Here is a 14357-nt window from a genome sequence, read left to right as displayed (position 1 = left end):
CGATATGCCGCCCATTACAGACAGCCATTCGCTTTTTGCACCCTCCCATTCCCCACACCCAACAGCTTTCCTTGCGGATTGCCTGCCTTCCGATGTTGCTGGTTAGGCGGGTGGTCGGGATTGCCACGTTCCCCGCTGCGCATCGATTCCCCGGTTAGGTTCCATCTTTCCCCCGGCAGTCGTAGTGGTACCGCGTCGCTTCTTTCGACAGCGAGCGCCGATCTGCTTTGCCGATTTTGGCCAGGGCCCATAAATTGCCGTAGGCCCAGTAGTGCTTACGAGGGTTCGAACGATGATTCACATGCGTTAACCATACGGGTTGGGTCACTAGCCCCTTGCCTCCGTGCAATTCGGAAGCGTCACGCTGCTGTTGCCAGACCTGCGTGTCCCGTGAGGGATAGGACGTTGTCCATCGGGCTTCACACCTCAGGGTTGGCCCCCGACGCATGCCGATGTAGTGAACTGGCAGGTACATGCCAGGCTCGGTACCCCCTGTATTAGCAAGGTTGAGCAATGCACAAGCGGAGCGGTTGCTCCGTGCTTGGACGAGATACCCTAGCGTCTCACGACGTTGGCATGGGCCAAATGAGACCAAGGCATCCCAGAGATGGATTGACCCCTTGCGGGGTCAAATCACCCGCAGGGAGTCTTGTTACATTTAGATACAATTTCGTTGGCGGAAATTGCTCTCTGTTACGTCTGATTGATCAATTTATAGCCAAAAGTGGCCAAATTTGAGACGTACTTACCCTGGCAAGCAGGGATCGCATTGTCCCCACAAGTGGGTCGAATCAGGCGCGGCAGAGCCGGCTCTCGTGCTTTATTTAGGCTTCAAACCCCTGTAGAACAAGGGTTTCGGCGCCAAGACTAAGCTAGTCGACCAAGCACAACACGAGCATTCGTGTCGCACCGAAAGATGCACTATAGGTGGGGGCGCCGGGCTTGGAAACAAGGAGGCTCGGCTCAGCCCTGGTAGAGCGCCACGCGGCGGAATTCCTCCGGCTCGGCCAGATCCGGCAGGGTGCAGGCCTGGAGTTCGGTGATGCGGGTGAAGCCGGGGTGGGCCAGGTCGCGCACCCGCGAGTCGGCCAGCAGGATCCGTTCTGCACGCGTCTGCAGGAGCGCTAGTAGCGGCAGGTTGGCACGGTCGTAGAGCACATCGGCGGCCAGGATGAGATCGAAGCGCTCGGTGCTGGCGTGCAGATCGTCCAGCGTCTCGATCTGCACGGCGTTGGCCTGGGCATTGGCACGGCAGGCTTTCAATGCCAGCGGGTCGAGATCGCAGCAGACCACTCGTGCCGCGCCGGCCCGGGCGGCGGCGAGTCCGGCGATGCCCGAGCCGCTGCCGAAATCCAGCACTTGGCGCCCGGCGACGTGCTCGGGATGGGCGACGATCCAGCGCGCCAGGGCCAGACCGCTGGCCCAGCAGAAGGCCCAGTAGGGCGGTGCCTCCAGCAGGCGCTGGGTTTCCGCCGGGGAAAAGGCGCGCGTCATGTTGGCCGGATCGATCAGCCATAGCGATAGGTCGCTATTTGGCAATGCCTGCAAGGTGAGGCGGGCGTCGCCCAGCAGGGCCGTCAGGGCGACGGCGAGATCGGCAGGGGGCGTCACGGGGTCTGGTTCAGCACCAGTTCACCGAGATTCTGCGTGGTCGGCCCGCCCACACCGACCGGTGGCAGGTAGCTGGCCAGTTGCCCGGCCTGGATCAGGCGGGCGTGGAATTCCACCTTGAGATCCGGGCGGGTGGGAAAGATCTCGGGATTGAAGGGCAGGCGGAAGGCCAGGGGCGCGCCCTTGCCGGTCACCGTCTCGCTGGCCAGCAGGCGCTGGGGCAGGCCCTTGGCGTTGACCGCCAGCAGGGCGATCTCGACCTGGGCGCCGGCCGGGACCAGGCCCTGGGCATTGCGCAGCACCCCGGAGATCTCGCGCAGATTGGCCGGGGTGGGAGCGCCCGCCACCGGAACCGGCTCGTCGGCCGGGGTGGTGGGCTGCGGCGGCGTGGTTTCGGGTGGGCTGGAGCACGCCACGAGCAGACCGGTGAACAGCAGGGGCAGGAGGACGCGTGGGGTCATGGCAGGATCCGGAGGTCGCCACCGGCGAGGGCGGCACGGGAGGCTGGAAAGGGGTCGTCGAACACAGGGCGCTCTTATAGCCCGGCGGCTCCTGGCTGTCGATTCGTCCGGTACCCGGAGGTTCCCGGCAGGGGGCGATCGGGTACCATGAAGGCTTTCCCTTCCGGCGGTCGACTCCTCCATGCATTGTCCCTTCTGCGGCGCCCACGACACCAAGGTCACGGATTCCCGGCTGGTTGCGGCCGGCGAGCAGGTGCGCAGGCGGCGTGAATGTCTGGCCTGCCAGGAACGCTTCACCACCTTCGAAACCGCCGAACTGGTGCTGCCGCGGCTGATCAAGCAGGACGGCACCCGCCAGCCCTTCGACGAGGACAAGTTGCGCGCCGGCATGCAGCGCGCCCTGGAGAAGCGACCGGTCAGCGTCGAGCGCCTGGAAGAGGCCATCGCCTTGATCAAGCACCGGCTGCGCGCCACCGGCGAGCGGGAGATCCGTTCCCGGGTGGTGGGCGAACTGGTGATGGACGAGTTGCGCAAGCTGGACCAGGTGGCCTATATCCGCTTCGCCTCGGTCTATCGGCAATTCCAGGACCTGGCCGAATTCCGCGACGAAATCGAGCGGCTGGCCCAGGATCCGGGCAAGCAGCCGGTATGAGCGCCGCCAACGGGATGAACGACGAATTCTGGATGGCCCGCGCCCTGGCGCTGGCGGCGCTCGGCCGCTACAGCACGGCGCCCAATCCGCGGGTGGGCTGCGTGATCGTCCGTGACGGCCAGGTGGTGGGCGAGGGCTGGCACCGCCAGGCCGGCGGCCCCCATGCCGAGGTGCATGCGCTGCGCCAGGCAGGGGAGGCCGCCCGCGGCGCCACTGCCTATGTGACGCTGGAGCCCTGCAGCCACCATGGCCGCACCCCGCCCTGCGCCGATGCCCTGGTCGCGGCTGGCGTGGCCGAAGTGGTGGCGGCCATGACCGATCCCAATCCGCTGGTGGCTGGCCGTGGCCTGGAGCGGCTCGCCGCCGCTGGCATCGCCGCCCGCGCCGGAGTGCTGGAAGCCGAAGCGCGAGCGCTCAACGCTGGCTTCATCCAGCGCATGCTCACCGGGCGGCCCTTCGTGCGGGTCAAGTTGGCCCTGAGTCTGGATGGCCGCACCGCCATGGCCAATGGCGAAAGCCAGTGGATCACCGGGCCGGCGGCGCGCCAGAGTGTTCAGCGGCTACGGGCCGAAGCAGGAGTCGTGATCACCGGCGCCGATACCGTGCTGGCCGATGGTGCCCGCCTGACCGTGCGCCCGAGCGAATTGGGCCTGAGCGGAGACGAACTGGAACTGGCCACCCTGCGCACGCCGCAGCGGCTGCTGGTGGACGGCCGTGGCCGGGTACCGCTGGAGGCACCCTTCTTTCAGGCCGGCGCGGCACGCGTCGCCGGTATGGCGGACGAGGCGCCCGCCTATGCGGTGGCCGGTCATGACTACCTGGCGCTGCCCGGCGCCCAGGGCCAGGTCGATCTGGCCGCCTTGCTGACCCGACTGGGCGGCGAGCAGGTCAACGACGTCCTGGTGGAGGCCGGGCCACGCCTGGCCGGTGCCTTCGCCCAGGCCGGGCTGGTCGACGAATATCACCTGTTCCTGGCTCCCAAGTTCCTGGGTTCCAGCGCCCGACCGCTACTGGACTGGCCGCTGCAGCACCTGGCCCAGGCTCCGCAGCTGGAGATCATCAGCGCCACGCCGGTGGGCGCGGACCTGCACCTGATCGCCCGACCCCGGCGCGACACCTGACGCCCCTGGCCCCGCGGCGGCGAACTGTGTTACAAAACCTGCGCTGCCCTCGGGCGGCGAGTTCTCAGGGCGGGGTGCAATTCCCCACCGGCGGTAATGCCCGATCAGTCGGGACAAGCCCGCGAGCGCTCCCTCGTCCTCTGCGGCGGGGGAGGTCAGCAGACCCGGTTGGATTCCGGGGCCGACGGTCATAGTCCGGATGAGAGAGAACGGGATAGCCTCGCCTGGCAGGGGTGCGAGCCCCTCGTCCGTCTGATTTCCCTTCTGTCCGTGCGCCCTGTTTTTTCACCGAAACAGGAGTTCGTCGATGTCTAGCTGCACCGCCTTTCTGGCTCTACCTCTCGGAGGCCTGAGCTGATGTTTACCGGAATCATCGAAGCCCTCGGCGAGATCCGCGCCCTCACGCCCAAGGGCGGCGACGTGCGCCTCTACGTCGCCACCGGCAAGCTCGACCTTGCCGACGTCAAGCTCGGCGACAGCATCGCCGTCAACGGGGTCTGCCTCACCGCCGTGGAATTGCCCGGCGACGGCTTCTGGGCCGACGTCAGTCGCGAGACCCTGAGCCTCACCAGCCTGGGCGGTCTCAAGCCCGGCAGCCGGGTCAACCTGGAAAAGGCGCTAATGCCCACCAGTCGCCTCGGCGGCCACCTGGTCAGCGGCCACGTGGACGGCCTCGGCGAAGTGGTCTCCCGCGCCGATAACGCCCGTGCCGTGCAGTTTCGCCTGCGTGCCCCGGCCGAACTGGCTCGTTACATCGCCCTCAAGGGCTCGATCACCGTGGACGGCGTCAGCCTCACGGTGAACGCGGTGGACGGCGCCGAATTCGAGCTGACCATCGTACCCCACACCCTCGGCGAGACCATCATGGCCGACTACCGCCCCGGGCGGCGGGTGAACCTGGAGGTGGACCTGCTGGCCCGCTACCTGGAGCGCCTGCTGCTGGGCGACAAGGCCGCCGAGTCCAGCAAGGGCGGCGTCACCGAACACTTTCTCGCCGAACACGGCTATCTGCAGCGCTAAAGGACGACACCGTGGCACTTTCCAGCATCGAAGACATCATCCAGGACATCCGCGCGGGCAAGATGGTCATCCTCATGGACGACGAGGACCGCGAGAACGAAGGCGACATCATCATCGCCTCCGAATGCGTCACCGCCGAACACATCAACTTCATGGCCCGCCATGCCCGGGGCCTGATCTGCATGCCCATGAGCAAGGGTCTCTGCGAACGCCTCAACCTGCCGATGATGGCCAGCCGCAACGCCTCCGGCTTCGGCACCAAGTTCACCGTCTCCATCGAGGCTGCCGAGGGCATCAGCACCGGCATCTCCGCGGCCGACCGCGCCCGCACCGTGCAGGCCGCCATCGCCAAGGACGCCAGGCCCGGCGACGTGGTCAGCCCCGGCCACATGTTCCCGCTGATGGCCCAGCCCGGCGGCGTGCTGGCCCGTGCCGGCCACACCGAGGCGGCCTGCGACCTGGCGCGCATGGCCGGTTTCGCCGAGAGCGGCGTGATCTGCGAGGTGATGAACGACGACGGCACCATGGCCCGGCGCGACGAACTCGAAGCCTTCGCCGAGCAGCATGGCCTCAAGGTCGGCACCATTGCCGATCTGATCCACTACCGCCTGCTCCACGAGCACACCGTCAAGCGCATCGACGAGCAGCAGCTGGAGACCGAACTCGGGCCGTTCAAGCTGGTGACCTACCGCGACGAGGTGGAGGGCGACGTCCACCTGGCACTGATCCGTGGCGACCTGGCCAGCCAGGAGCTGCCGCTGGTGCGGGTGCACAACATGGATCCGTTGCGCGACCTGCTGCAGGTGCACCAGCCGGGGCGCTGGAGCCTGCGCAGCGCCATGGAGCGGGTCGCCCGTGAAGGCGCCGGCGTGGTGCTGCTGCTCGGTCACTCGATCGAGGGCGACGACCTGCTGGCGCATCTGCGCGAGCCGCTGCCGGTACCCAAGGCGCTGTCCACCTACAGCACCGTCGGCGCCGGTTCGCAGATCCTGCGTGACCTAGGCATTCGTCAGATGCGCCTGCTCAGCTCGCCGATGAAGTTCAATGCCATATCCGGCTTCGACCTGGAAGTAGTAGACTATCTGCCTCCTGAAGAATGACCCTTCCGCCTGGCGCGCCCCGCCCGGGTGGCATGGCGCGCTTCACCTGGATTTCCACGGACGGCCTGGCACTGCCGGCCGTCCGGCTCTTTGACAACTGGACCCGCACATGAACATCAAGACCTTTGAAGGCACCTTCATCGCTCCCCAGGGCCGCTTCGCCCTGGTGGTCGGTCGTTTCAACAGCTTCGTCGTCGAAAGCCTGCTGCAGGGCGCCATCGACGCCCTGGTGCGTCACGGCATCAAGCCGGACGACCTGACCATCATCCGCGTCCCCGGCGCCTTCGAGATCCCGTTGGCGGTGCAGAAGATCGCCCAGCGCGACGAATTCGACGCCATCATCGCCCTCGGCGCGGTGATCCGTGGCGGCACCCCCCACTTCGAGTACGTGGCCGGCGAGTGCACCAAGGGTCTGGCCCAGGTCTCCATGGAATTCGGCGTACCGGTGTCCTTTGGCGTTCTCACCGTCGACTCCATCGAGCAGGCCATCGAGCGCTCCGGCACCAAGGCCGGCAACAAGGGCGCCGAAGCGGCCCTGTCCGCTCTGGAAATGGTCAGCCTGCTGGCGCAGCTGGAGGCCAAGTGAGCGGCGATCTGACTCCGCCCGCGGCCGGCAAGCCCGCAGGCAAGAAGGCCCCCACCGGCAAATTGGCTGCCCGTCGCGAAGCGCGCAGCCTGTCGGTCCAGGCCCTGTACCAGTGGCACATGGCGGGCCAGGCGATCAACGAGATCGAGGCGCAGTTTCGCGTCGACAACGATTTCGCCAAGGTCGACGGCGCCTACTTCCATGAAGTCCTGCATGGCGTCCCGGCCAACAAGGGTGAGATCGACGGCTTGATCCTGCCCTGTCTGGACCGCCCCATGAACGAGGTGGACCCGGTGGAACTGGCCGTGCTGCGGCTGTCCTGCTACGAGCTGCTCAAGCGCATCGACGTGCCCTATCGCGTGGTGATCAACGAAGGCATCGAGCTGGCCAAGATCTTCGGCGCCACCGATGGCCACAAGTTCGTCAACGGCGTGCTCGACAAGCTGGCGCCCAAGCTGCGCAGCGCCGAGTTGCGCGGCAAGCGCTGATCGCCCACGCTGGCATGGGTGAATTCGAACTCATCCGTCGCTATTTCGCCGCGGCGCCCTGCGCCCGCGGCGGACCCGGCGTGGCCCTGGGGATCGGTGACGACTGCGCGCTGCTGGCACCCGCCCCGGGTGAGCAGTTGGCGGTCTCCACCGACACCCTGACCGCCGGGGTGCACTTCCCTGATCCCTGTCCGGATGCCTTCGGCCTCGGCCAGCGCGCCCTGGCGGTGAGCGCCAGCGACCTGGCCGCCATGGGCGCCGCGCCCCTGGGTTTTACCCTGGCGTTGACCCTGCCGTCCGTCGAGCCCGCCTGGCTGGAAGGCCTGGCGGCAGGCCTCGCGCAGATGGCCGAGCAATGCGAGCTGCGCCTGGTCGGAGGCGATACCACCCGCGGGCCGCTGTCCCTCACCCTCACGGTCTTCGGCCGAGTTCCGGCGGGCCAAGCCCTGCTGCGCAGCGGTGCCCGCCCGGGCGATCTGCTGTGCCTGGGCGGCGCCCCCGGTGAAGCCGGCGGGGCCTTGCCCTTCGTCCTCGGCCAGCGCGCGCCGGAGGGCGACGCCTGTCGGCACCTGCTGGCGCGCTACTGGGCACCCCAACCGCAATTCGACCTCGGCCTCTGGCTGCGGGGCAGGGCGACGGCGGCCCAGGACGTCTCCGACGGCCTGGTGGCCGATTGCGGCCACATCGCCGCCGCCTCCGGGGTACGCCTGGTGGTGGAGACGGCGCGGCTGCCGGTGAGTTCGGCCCTGGCCGAACTCTTCCCTGCCGATGAGGTGCTGCGCCTGGCGCTGGGCGCCGGCGACGACTATCTACTGGTCTTCACCCTGCCACCGGAGCAGGCCCCGGCGCTGGTCGTCGCCTGGCCCCAGGCGCAGGTGATCGGGCGGGTCGAGGCGGGCAGCGGCGTTGCTGTCCTCGCCGCCGACGGTCAGCCCATGACCTTGGCGCAGACCGGTTTCCAACACTTCTAGCGTCTTCGAGCGGAGTCCCTTTCGTGAGCGAACACCAAGCCCCCGCCCAGCCGGTCCCCCTGTCGGTCTGGCGCGATCCCTGGCACTTCCTGGCCTTTGGCCTGGGTTCCGGCACCCTGCCCAAGGCGCCCGGCACCTGGGGATCGCTGATCGCCTTGCCCTTCGTGCCGCTCTGGCAGCTGCTCAGTGGTTGGAGCTATCCGCTGCTGCTGGTGCTGCTGACCGTGTTCGGTTGCTGGCTGTGCGGCAAGGTTGCCCGGGAACTGGGGGTGCACGACCATGAGGGCATCGTCTGGGACGAGATGGTCGGCATCTGGATCACCTTCTGGCTGGCACCCCCGGGGTTGATCTGGCTGCTGGTGGGTTTCGTCGCCTTCCGCGTACTAGACATCTGCAAGCCCTGGCCAATCCGCTGGCTGGATGTCAATGTCCGCGGCGGTGTCGGCATCATGGTCGACGATGTACTGGCCGGCGTTCTCGCCTGGCTGGTGGTCCAGGGATTACACATCGGTTGGGGTCATCTCGTCGGCTGACGAGACGCAGGCCCAAGGAGCAGGGCAGTGAAAAGACTGGGCGCGTACGGCCTGTTGTTGGCCGTCGGTTCGCTCGCCTGGGCGCAACCCCAGGTCAGGGTCGTGGGGTTGTTCAATGGCGCGGCTGTGGTCAACGTCAATGGCCAGCGCAAATTGCTGAAAGTCGGCCAGCGCCTGGACGACGTCGAGCTGGTCAGTGCTGATGCCCAGCAGGCGCTGCTGCGCATCGACGGCCGGACCCAGGCCTTCGCCCTCGATCGCGAATACAGCGACGGCTACAGCGCTCCGCAACGCCGCGAATTCAGCGTGCCGCGCAGCAACAACGGCCACTATCAGGTCACCGCCAACGTCAACGGCCGCCCGGTGTCGCTGATGGTGGACACCGGCGCCACCAGCGTCGCCCTGAGTGGCGCCCAGGCCGATCAGCTGGGCATCAGCTATCGCGACGGCACCCCGGGCTGGGTGGAAACCGCCAGCGGTCATGCCCGCGCCTGGCGCACCACGCTCAAGCAGGTGCGCCTGGGTGATGTCGAGGTGGTCGGGGTGGAGGCCATGGTGCTGGAGGGCAACTACCCCAGCCAGGGTCTGCTGGGCATGAGTTTCCTCAATCGCGTGGGCTGGCGCGAGGCCCAGGGCATCTTCTACGTCCAGGCGCGCTGAGAGCCTGTTCAAAATCTGCTGCGCGTTGGCCAGACCGCGTTGAAAATGGCTTCGGAATGCTCATTTACCACTCGTAAACCCGAGCGCGGGTCCGATCCGCTTCCTCAGCCCTTTTCGTGGGGCCGCCTAGGTCTTGTTTGGCTCTAGCTCGCGAGATTTTGAACAGGCTCTGATAGATCGTTACGTGTCGACGTCATAACCCCTGGCGATGACGCCGGGCCCGGGGAAAAGGTTACAATGTACGTCTTTCCCCGCCAGGAGCCCGCAGGTGTCCGTCGTCTTTGTCGCCGCCTCCCAACTGCCCACCCCCTTCGGCCTGTTCACCATGCACGGTTTCCTCGACGAGACCGATGGCAAGGAGCACGTCGCCCTGACCTTCGGTGACGTGGCCGATGGCGAGCCGGTGCTGGGCCGACTGCATTCCGAATGCCTGACCGGCGATGCGCTGTTCAGCCTGAGATGCGACTGCGGTTTCCAGCTGGAAGCGGCGCTGCGCGCCATCGCCGAGGCCGGGCGTGGCGTGCTGCTCTATCTGCGCCAGGAAGGGCGCGGCATCGGCCTGCTCAACAAGATCCGCGCCTATGAGCTGCAGGATGCCGGGGCCGATACCGTCGAAGCCAACGAGCGCCTGGGCTTTGGCGCCGACCAGCGCACCTATGCCCTGTGCAAGCCGATGCTCGAACACCTGGGCGTCACTGCGCTGCGGCTGATGACCAACAATCCGCGCAAGGTGAAGGCGCTCGAGGTGCTGGGCATTCCGGTCGCCGAGCGGGTGCCCCTGCAGGAAGGCCTCAATCCGCACAACCGCCGCTATCTGCTGACCAAGGCCGGTAAGCTCGGCCACATGCTCGGCAATCTGCATCAGAACGAAGACATGGAAAAGGCGCCCTAGGGCGCCTTTTTACTGGCCAGTGGCTGGTTGCGCTCAGGCTTCCTTGCGCAGACCGGCCGGGGTCAGATCCGCCAGCGCCAGGCGCGCCCGTACCGCACGCTCGATGCCGGCTTCATCGAGGCCGCACTCGGCCAGCATGTCGGCCGGCTTGGCGTGTTCGATGTAGCTGTCCGGCAGGCCCAGGTTGAGCACGGGCTGGACCAGGGCATTGGCCTGCAGGAATTCGTTGACCGCACTGCCGGCGCCGCCCATGACGCTGTTTTCCTCGACCGTGACCAGCAGGTCGTGGTCGGCGGCGAACTGGCGGATCAGGGCCTCGTCCAGCGGCTTGACGAATCTCATGTCGGCCACGCTGGCGTCCAGGCGCTCGGCGACCTGCAGGGCTTCGGCCAGTTGCACGCCAAACACCAGGAAGCCGACCTTGGGGCCGCTCTTCAGGCTGGTCTGACGACGCACCACGCCTTTACCGATAGGCAGGGGCTCCAGGCCCGGATCCAGGGCGGCGTTGGGGCCGCTGCCGCGCGGGTAGCGCACCGCGGCCGGGCCCTGGTGGCGATAGCCGGTGGTGAGCAGGCGGCGCAGCTCGTTTTCGTCGCTGGGCGCCATGATCACCATGCCAGGGATGCAACGCAGGTAGGACAGGTCGAAGCTGCCCGCGTGGGTCGGGCCGTCTTCGCCCACCAGGCCAGCGCGGTCGATGGCGAAGAGCACATCCAGATTCTGCACCGCCACGTCGTGGATCAGCTGGTCGTAGCCGCGTTGCAGGAAGGTGGAGTAGATGGCCACCACCGGCTTCATGCCGTCGCAGGCCAGACCGGCGGCCAGGGTCACCGCGTGCTGCTCGGCGATGGCCACGTCGAAGTAGCGTTCGGGATAGCGTTCGGCGAAGCGGATCAGGTCGGAGCCTTCCTTCATCGCCGGGGTGATGCCCACCAGTTTGGCATCGACGGCGGCCATGTCGCACAGCCAGTCCCCAAAGATGTTGGAGTACTTGGGCGCACCCGGGCGCTTGGGCTTGGCGTCCAGCGGCTCCAGCTTGGTGATGGCGTGGTAGCTGATGGGATCGGCCTCGGCGATGGACAGGCCCTTGCCCTTGCGAGTGATCACATGGAGGAATTGCGGACCCTTGGCATCGCGCAGGTTGCGCAGGGTGGTGACCAGGGTCGGCAGGTCATGGCCGTCGATGGGGCCGATGTAGTTCCAGCCCAGCTCCTCGAACAGGGTGCCGGGCACCAGCATGCCCTTGGCGGCCTCTTCGGTACGGCGGGCGATTTCCCAGGCACCGGGCAGCTTGGAGAGGGCCTTCTTGCCGTTTTCGCGCAGGTGCTGGTAGGTACGGCTGGAGAGCAGCCGCGCCAGGTAGTTGGACAGGCCACCGACGTTGCGCGAGATGGACATGTCGTTGTCGTTGAGTACTACCAGCATGTTGGCGCCGGTGTCCGAGGCGTGGTTGAGCGCCTCGAAGGCCATGCCCGCGGTAAGGGCGCCGTCGCCGATCACCGCGACCGACTTGCGCTCGATACCCTGCAACTGGGCGGCGATGGCCATGCCCAGGGCGGCGCCGATGGAGGTGCTGGAGTGACCGACGCCAAAGGTGTCGTACTCGCTCTCGCTGCGCCGTGGGAAGGCGGCCAGGCCGTCCTTCTGGCGCAGGCTGGCCATGCCTTCGCGGCGGCCGGTGAGGATCTTGTGCGGATAGGCCTGGTGGCCGACGTCCCACACCAGCCGGTCTTCCGGGGTGTTGAAGACGTAGTGCAGGGCCACGGTCAATTCGATGACACCCAGGCCGGCGCCGAAGTGACCGCCGGTCTGGCCCACGGTCCACAAGAGAAAGGCGCGCAGTTCGTCGGCGACGGCGTCCAACTCGGCGTCACCGAGCTGGCGCAGTTGCACCGGCGAGTCGATGCGGTCGAGCAGGGGCGTCGCGGGACGCTGGCGGGGAATCTCGTGAAACGTCTTGGGCATCTGGCTGATCACTTTGCGCAGAGAATTAGGCAGTTTACCCGATGCCCGCGTGGCATCCCAACAGCGGGCAGGGCGTCTTGTTATGCCCCTGTGACAACGGACCCGGGGGCAAATGCGGCCCGGGTCACGAGTTTTTCCGCTGAAGCGCGTCTAGCTACGTCGTTCCACGATATAGCGGGCCAGGGCGCGTAGGGGTTCAGCCGGCTCACCCAGGGGCTCGATGGCCGCCAGGGCGGTGTCGCGCAGTTCCAGGGCATAGGCCTTGGCCGCGTCCAGCCCGAGCAGCGCCGGGTAGGTCGGTTTGTCGCGGGCGAGGTCGGCACCCTGGCGTTTGCCCAGGGTCTGGGTATCGCTCTCGATGTCGAGCACGTCGTCCCAGACCTGGAAGGCCAGGCCGATGGCCTCGGCATAGCGGGCCAGGGCGTCGCGCTCGGCGGCACCGGCGGCTTCGCTGGCCAGGGCGCCGAGCTGCACGCTGGCGGCGATCAGGGCGCCGGTCTTGTGCAAATGCATGGTCTCCAGCGCCGGCTGATCGATGCGCCGGCCGACCGATTCCAGATCGATGGCCTGACCGCCGACCATGCCCGCCGGACCGCTGGCGCGGGCCAGCACCGCGACCATCTCCAGCCGCACCGCGGCGTCCTGGGGCGCCGCCAGCAGGGTCTCGAAGGCCAGGGTCTGCAGGCCGTCGCCGGCAAGGATGGCGCAGGCCTCGTCATAGGCCTTGTGGGTGGTGGGCCGGCCGCGGCGCAGGTCGTCGTCGTCCATGGCCGGCAGGTCGTCGTGGACCAGGGAATAGGCGTGGATCAGCTCTACCGCGCAGGCGGCCTGGTCGGCGCGCGCCGGATCGCCACCCAGGGCTTCGCAGGCGGCATAGACCAGCAACGGCCGTACCCGCTTGCCGCCACCCATGACGCTGTAGGCCATGGCGGCATAGAGCCGGGCGAGTTCGGCGCGGGGCGCGCTGAAGAGCGGGGCGAGAGCGGTGTCGACGCGGGTCTGGCAGCGTTGCTGGTAGGCCTCGATCATGCGTCGTCCCCGACCGGGGCGAAGGGGGCGGCGGTGAGTTCGCCGTCCTTTTCCAGCAGGATCTGCACCTTCTGCTCGGCTTGGGCCAGGGCGCCCTGGCATTCGCGGGTCAGGCGGATGCCCTGTTCGAAGGCGCCGAGGGAGTCCTCCAGGGACAGCTCGCCGCTCTCCAGGCGTTCCACCAGGGTCTGCAGTTCGGCCAGGGATTGTTCGAAGTCGGGAGCTTTCTTGCGGGCCATCGGGATTCTCGGCAGAGGCGATCGGGTCGCGGGAAGTGGGCAACAGGTTAGCCATTGTGCCACAGCCATCGGCGCCGCTTGACGCCGTGCCCGGCCAGGCCCTAGGGTAGCGGTCATGAAAACGCGCAGCCCTCAACGCCCCAGCATTATTACCGCCATTACCTGATGGCGGGACAGCGTTAGCTGCGCAACCAGACCCGCCCAAGAGGCGGGTTTGTACTTTCTGACTCCTGGGCCCCGACGAAACACCCCAGGAGCCCGCCATGACCGTCCAGGAACCCGCCACCGATCTCTTGCAGCGCTATGCCCGCAAGATCCTCGAAGCCCCCGTCTACGACGTGGCGATCGAGACGCCCCTGCAACCGGCGCGGGCGCTGTCCGAGCGACTGGGCTGCCAGGTGCTGCTCAAGCGCGAAGACCTGCAGCCGGTGTTCTCCTTCAAGATCCGCGGCGCCTACACCAAGCTGGCCAGTCTCTCGACCGAAGAGAAGGCCCGTGGGGTGATCGCCGCCAGCGCCGGCAACCACGCCCAGGGCCTGGCCCTGGCGGCCCGCGAACTGGGCGTGCGGGCGATCATCGTCATGCCGCGCACCACCCCCGAGCTCAAGGTCATCGGCGTGCAATCCCGTGGCGGCGAGGTGGTGCTGCACGGCGACGCCTTTCCCGAGGCCCTGGCCGAGGCGCTGCGCCTGGTCGAGGAGCAGGGCTACACCTTCGTCCCGCCCTATGACGATCCCGACGTCATCGCCGGCCAGGGCACCGTGGCCATGGAGATCCTGCGCCAGCACCCCGGGCGTTTGGACGCCATCTTCGTCCCCGTGGGCGGTGGCGGCCTGATCGCCGGTATCGCCGCCTATGTGAAATACCTGCGCCCCGAAATCAAGGTTATAGGCGTCGAGCCGGACGACTCCAACTGCCTGCAGCAGGCCATGGCGGCTGGTGAGCGGGTGGTCCTGCCGCGGGTGGGGTTGTTCGCCGACGGCGTGGCCGTGGCCCAGATCGGCCACCATACCTTCGAGATCTGCCGGC

The 14357-nt window shown here is 67.4% G+C and carries 16 protein-coding genes and 1 riboswitch; of the genes, 11 read left to right on the top strand and 5 right to left on the bottom strand.

Features of this window, described 5'->3' with window-relative positions; translation table 11 throughout:
* Nucleotides 1-963 precede the first annotated feature (963 nt).
* Together BMZ43_RS25440 and BMZ43_RS25435 are read right to left on the bottom strand one after the other, a co-directional pair.
* On the bottom strand, nt 964-1611 hold the full coding sequence (locus tag BMZ43_RS25440) for a class I SAM-dependent methyltransferase (protein WP_017639506.1): 648 nt from the start codon (nt 1609-1611) through the stop codon (nt 964-966).
* Nucleotides 1608-2072: a YbaY family lipoprotein gene (locus tag BMZ43_RS25435; protein ID WP_017639507.1), complete on the bottom strand. Its 465-nt coding sequence runs from the start codon at nt 2070-2072 to the stop codon at nt 1608-1610. The genes BMZ43_RS25440 and BMZ43_RS25435 overlap by 4 nt, the downstream gene beginning before the upstream one ends.
* 181 nt (nt 2073-2253) lie before the next feature.
* On the opposite strand from BMZ43_RS25435, the gene nrdR reads away from it, so the two are divergent.
* The 10 genes from nrdR to ribA all read left to right on the top strand — a co-directional run bounded on the left by nrdR (nt 2254) and on the right by ribA (nt 10095).
* Complete coding sequence (gene nrdR / locus BMZ43_RS25430) at nt 2254-2724, top strand: transcriptional regulator NrdR (protein WP_007161213.1); 471 nt, start codon at nt 2254-2256, stop codon at nt 2722-2724.
* Nucleotides 2721-3845 carry a bifunctional diaminohydroxyphosphoribosylaminopyrimidine deaminase/5-amino-6-(5-phosphoribosylamino)uracil reductase RibD gene (gene ribD, locus BMZ43_RS25425; protein ID WP_093257717.1) on the top strand — a complete coding sequence of 375 codons (1125 nt, stop codon included), beginning with the start codon at nt 2721-2723 and terminating at the stop codon, nt 3843-3845. Before nrdR ends, ribD begins: the two co-directional genes overlap by 4 nt.
* Before the next feature lie 56 nt (nt 3846-3901).
* A riboswitch (FMN riboswitch) is annotated at nt 3902-4060 on the top strand.
* Nucleotides 4061-4202: 142 nt separating this feature from the next.
* Nucleotides 4203-4865, top strand: a complete 663-nt coding sequence (locus BMZ43_RS25420) for a riboflavin synthase (RefSeq protein ID WP_007161211.1) — start codon at nt 4203-4205, stop codon at nt 4863-4865.
* An 11-nt stretch (nt 4866-4876) separates the two neighbouring features.
* On the top strand, nt 4877-5965 hold the full coding sequence (gene ribBA / locus BMZ43_RS25415) for a bifunctional 3,4-dihydroxy-2-butanone-4-phosphate synthase/GTP cyclohydrolase II (protein WP_093257714.1): 1089 nt from the start codon (nt 4877-4879) through the stop codon (nt 5963-5965).
* A 109-nt stretch (nt 5966-6074) separates the two neighbouring features.
* On the top strand, nt 6075-6551 hold the full coding sequence (gene ribE / locus BMZ43_RS25410) for a 6,7-dimethyl-8-ribityllumazine synthase (protein ID WP_007161209.1): 477 nt from the start codon (nt 6075-6077) through the stop codon (nt 6549-6551).
* Between the two features lie 8 nt (nt 6552-6559).
* Nucleotides 6560-7039 carry a transcription antitermination factor NusB gene (nusB, locus tag BMZ43_RS25405; RefSeq protein ID WP_026083666.1) on the top strand — a complete coding sequence of 160 codons (480 nt, stop codon included), beginning with the start codon at nt 6560-6562 and terminating at the stop codon, nt 7037-7039.
* Nucleotides 7040-7053: 14 nt separating this feature from the next.
* On the top strand, nt 7054-8010 hold the full coding sequence (thiL, locus tag BMZ43_RS25400; RefSeq protein WP_093257712.1) for a thiamine-phosphate kinase: 957 nt from the start codon (nt 7054-7056) through the stop codon (nt 8008-8010).
* A gap of 23 nt (nt 8011-8033) precedes the next feature.
* A complete protein-coding gene (locus BMZ43_RS25395) occupies nt 8034-8543 on the top strand; it encodes a phosphatidylglycerophosphatase A family protein (RefSeq protein WP_017639513.1) in 510 nt (169 codons plus the stop codon).
* Between the two features lie 27 nt (nt 8544-8570).
* Nucleotides 8571-9203 (top strand): retropepsin-like aspartic protease family protein, encoded by a 633-nt coding sequence (locus BMZ43_RS25390; protein WP_017639514.1) that lies wholly within the window; start codon nt 8571-8573, stop codon nt 9201-9203.
* 268 nt (nt 9204-9471) lie between these two features.
* Nucleotides 9472-10095, top strand: a complete 624-nt coding sequence (gene ribA / locus BMZ43_RS25385) for a GTP cyclohydrolase II (protein WP_017639515.1) — start codon at nt 9472-9474, stop codon at nt 10093-10095.
* 33 nt (nt 10096-10128) lie between these two features.
* Here the strand turns inward: ribA and dxs are convergent, their stop codons facing one another.
* The 3 genes from dxs to BMZ43_RS25370 form a co-directional block, all read right to left on the bottom strand.
* Complete coding sequence (dxs, locus tag BMZ43_RS25380; RefSeq protein WP_093257709.1) at nt 10129-12060, bottom strand: 1-deoxy-D-xylulose-5-phosphate synthase; 1932 nt, start codon at nt 12058-12060, stop codon at nt 10129-10131.
* 150 nt (nt 12061-12210) lie between these two features.
* Complete coding sequence (locus BMZ43_RS25375) at nt 12211-13089, bottom strand: polyprenyl synthetase family protein (protein WP_064308489.1); 879 nt, start codon at nt 13087-13089, stop codon at nt 12211-12213.
* Complete coding sequence (locus BMZ43_RS25370; RefSeq protein WP_064308488.1) at nt 13086-13328, bottom strand: exodeoxyribonuclease VII small subunit; 243 nt, start codon at nt 13326-13328, stop codon at nt 13086-13088. Before BMZ43_RS25370 ends, BMZ43_RS25375 begins: the two co-directional genes overlap by 4 nt.
* Nucleotides 13329-13591: 263 nt before the next feature.
* Here BMZ43_RS25370 and BMZ43_RS25365 point away from each other — a divergent pair.
* Nucleotides 13592-14357: pyridoxal-phosphate dependent enzyme (locus tag BMZ43_RS25365; RefSeq protein ID WP_143075338.1), on the top strand; the 766-nt coding region annotated here is incomplete at its 3' end.

Source organism: Pseudomonas sp. Snoq117.2 (assembly GCF_900110545.1).
Lineage (GTDB): Bacteria > Pseudomonadota > Gammaproteobacteria > Pseudomonadales > Pseudomonadaceae > Chryseomonas > Chryseomonas benzopyrenica.
The sequence above is the reverse complement of the archived record's forward strand: the minus strand, read 5'-3'. Positions and strand labels throughout refer to the sequence as shown.

What these genes read in the sequence shown, in the direction of transcription:
- thiL (WP_093257712.1), top strand. Translation starts at nt 7,054, where the DNA reads ATGGGTGAATTCGAACTCATCCGTCGCTATTTCGCCGCGGCGCCCTGC.
- ribD (WP_093257717.1), top strand. Translation starts at nt 2,721, where the DNA reads ATGAGCGCCGCCAACGGGATGAACGACGAATTCTGGATGGCCCGCGCC.
- dxs (WP_093257709.1), bottom strand. Translation starts at nt 12,060, where the DNA reads ATGCCCAAGACGTTTCACGAGATTCCCCGCCAGCGTCCCGCGACGCCC.
- BMZ43_RS25435 (WP_017639507.1), bottom strand. Translation starts at nt 2,072, where the DNA reads ATGACCCCACGCGTCCTCCTGCCCCTGCTGTTCACCGGTCTGCTCGTG.
- nrdR (WP_007161213.1), top strand. Translation starts at nt 2,254, where the DNA reads ATGCATTGTCCCTTCTGCGGCGCCCACGACACCAAGGTCACGGATTCC.
- BMZ43_RS25420 (WP_007161211.1), top strand. Translation starts at nt 4,203, where the DNA reads ATGTTTACCGGAATCATCGAAGCCCTCGGCGAGATCCGCGCCCTCACG.
- BMZ43_RS25375 (WP_064308489.1), bottom strand. Translation starts at nt 13,089, where the DNA reads ATGATCGAGGCCTACCAGCAACGCTGCCAGACCCGCGTCGACACCGCT.
- ribE (WP_007161209.1), top strand. Translation starts at nt 6,075, where the DNA reads ATGAACATCAAGACCTTTGAAGGCACCTTCATCGCTCCCCAGGGCCGC.
- BMZ43_RS25370 (WP_064308488.1), bottom strand. Translation starts at nt 13,328, where the DNA reads ATGGCCCGCAAGAAAGCTCCCGACTTCGAACAATCCCTGGCCGAACTG.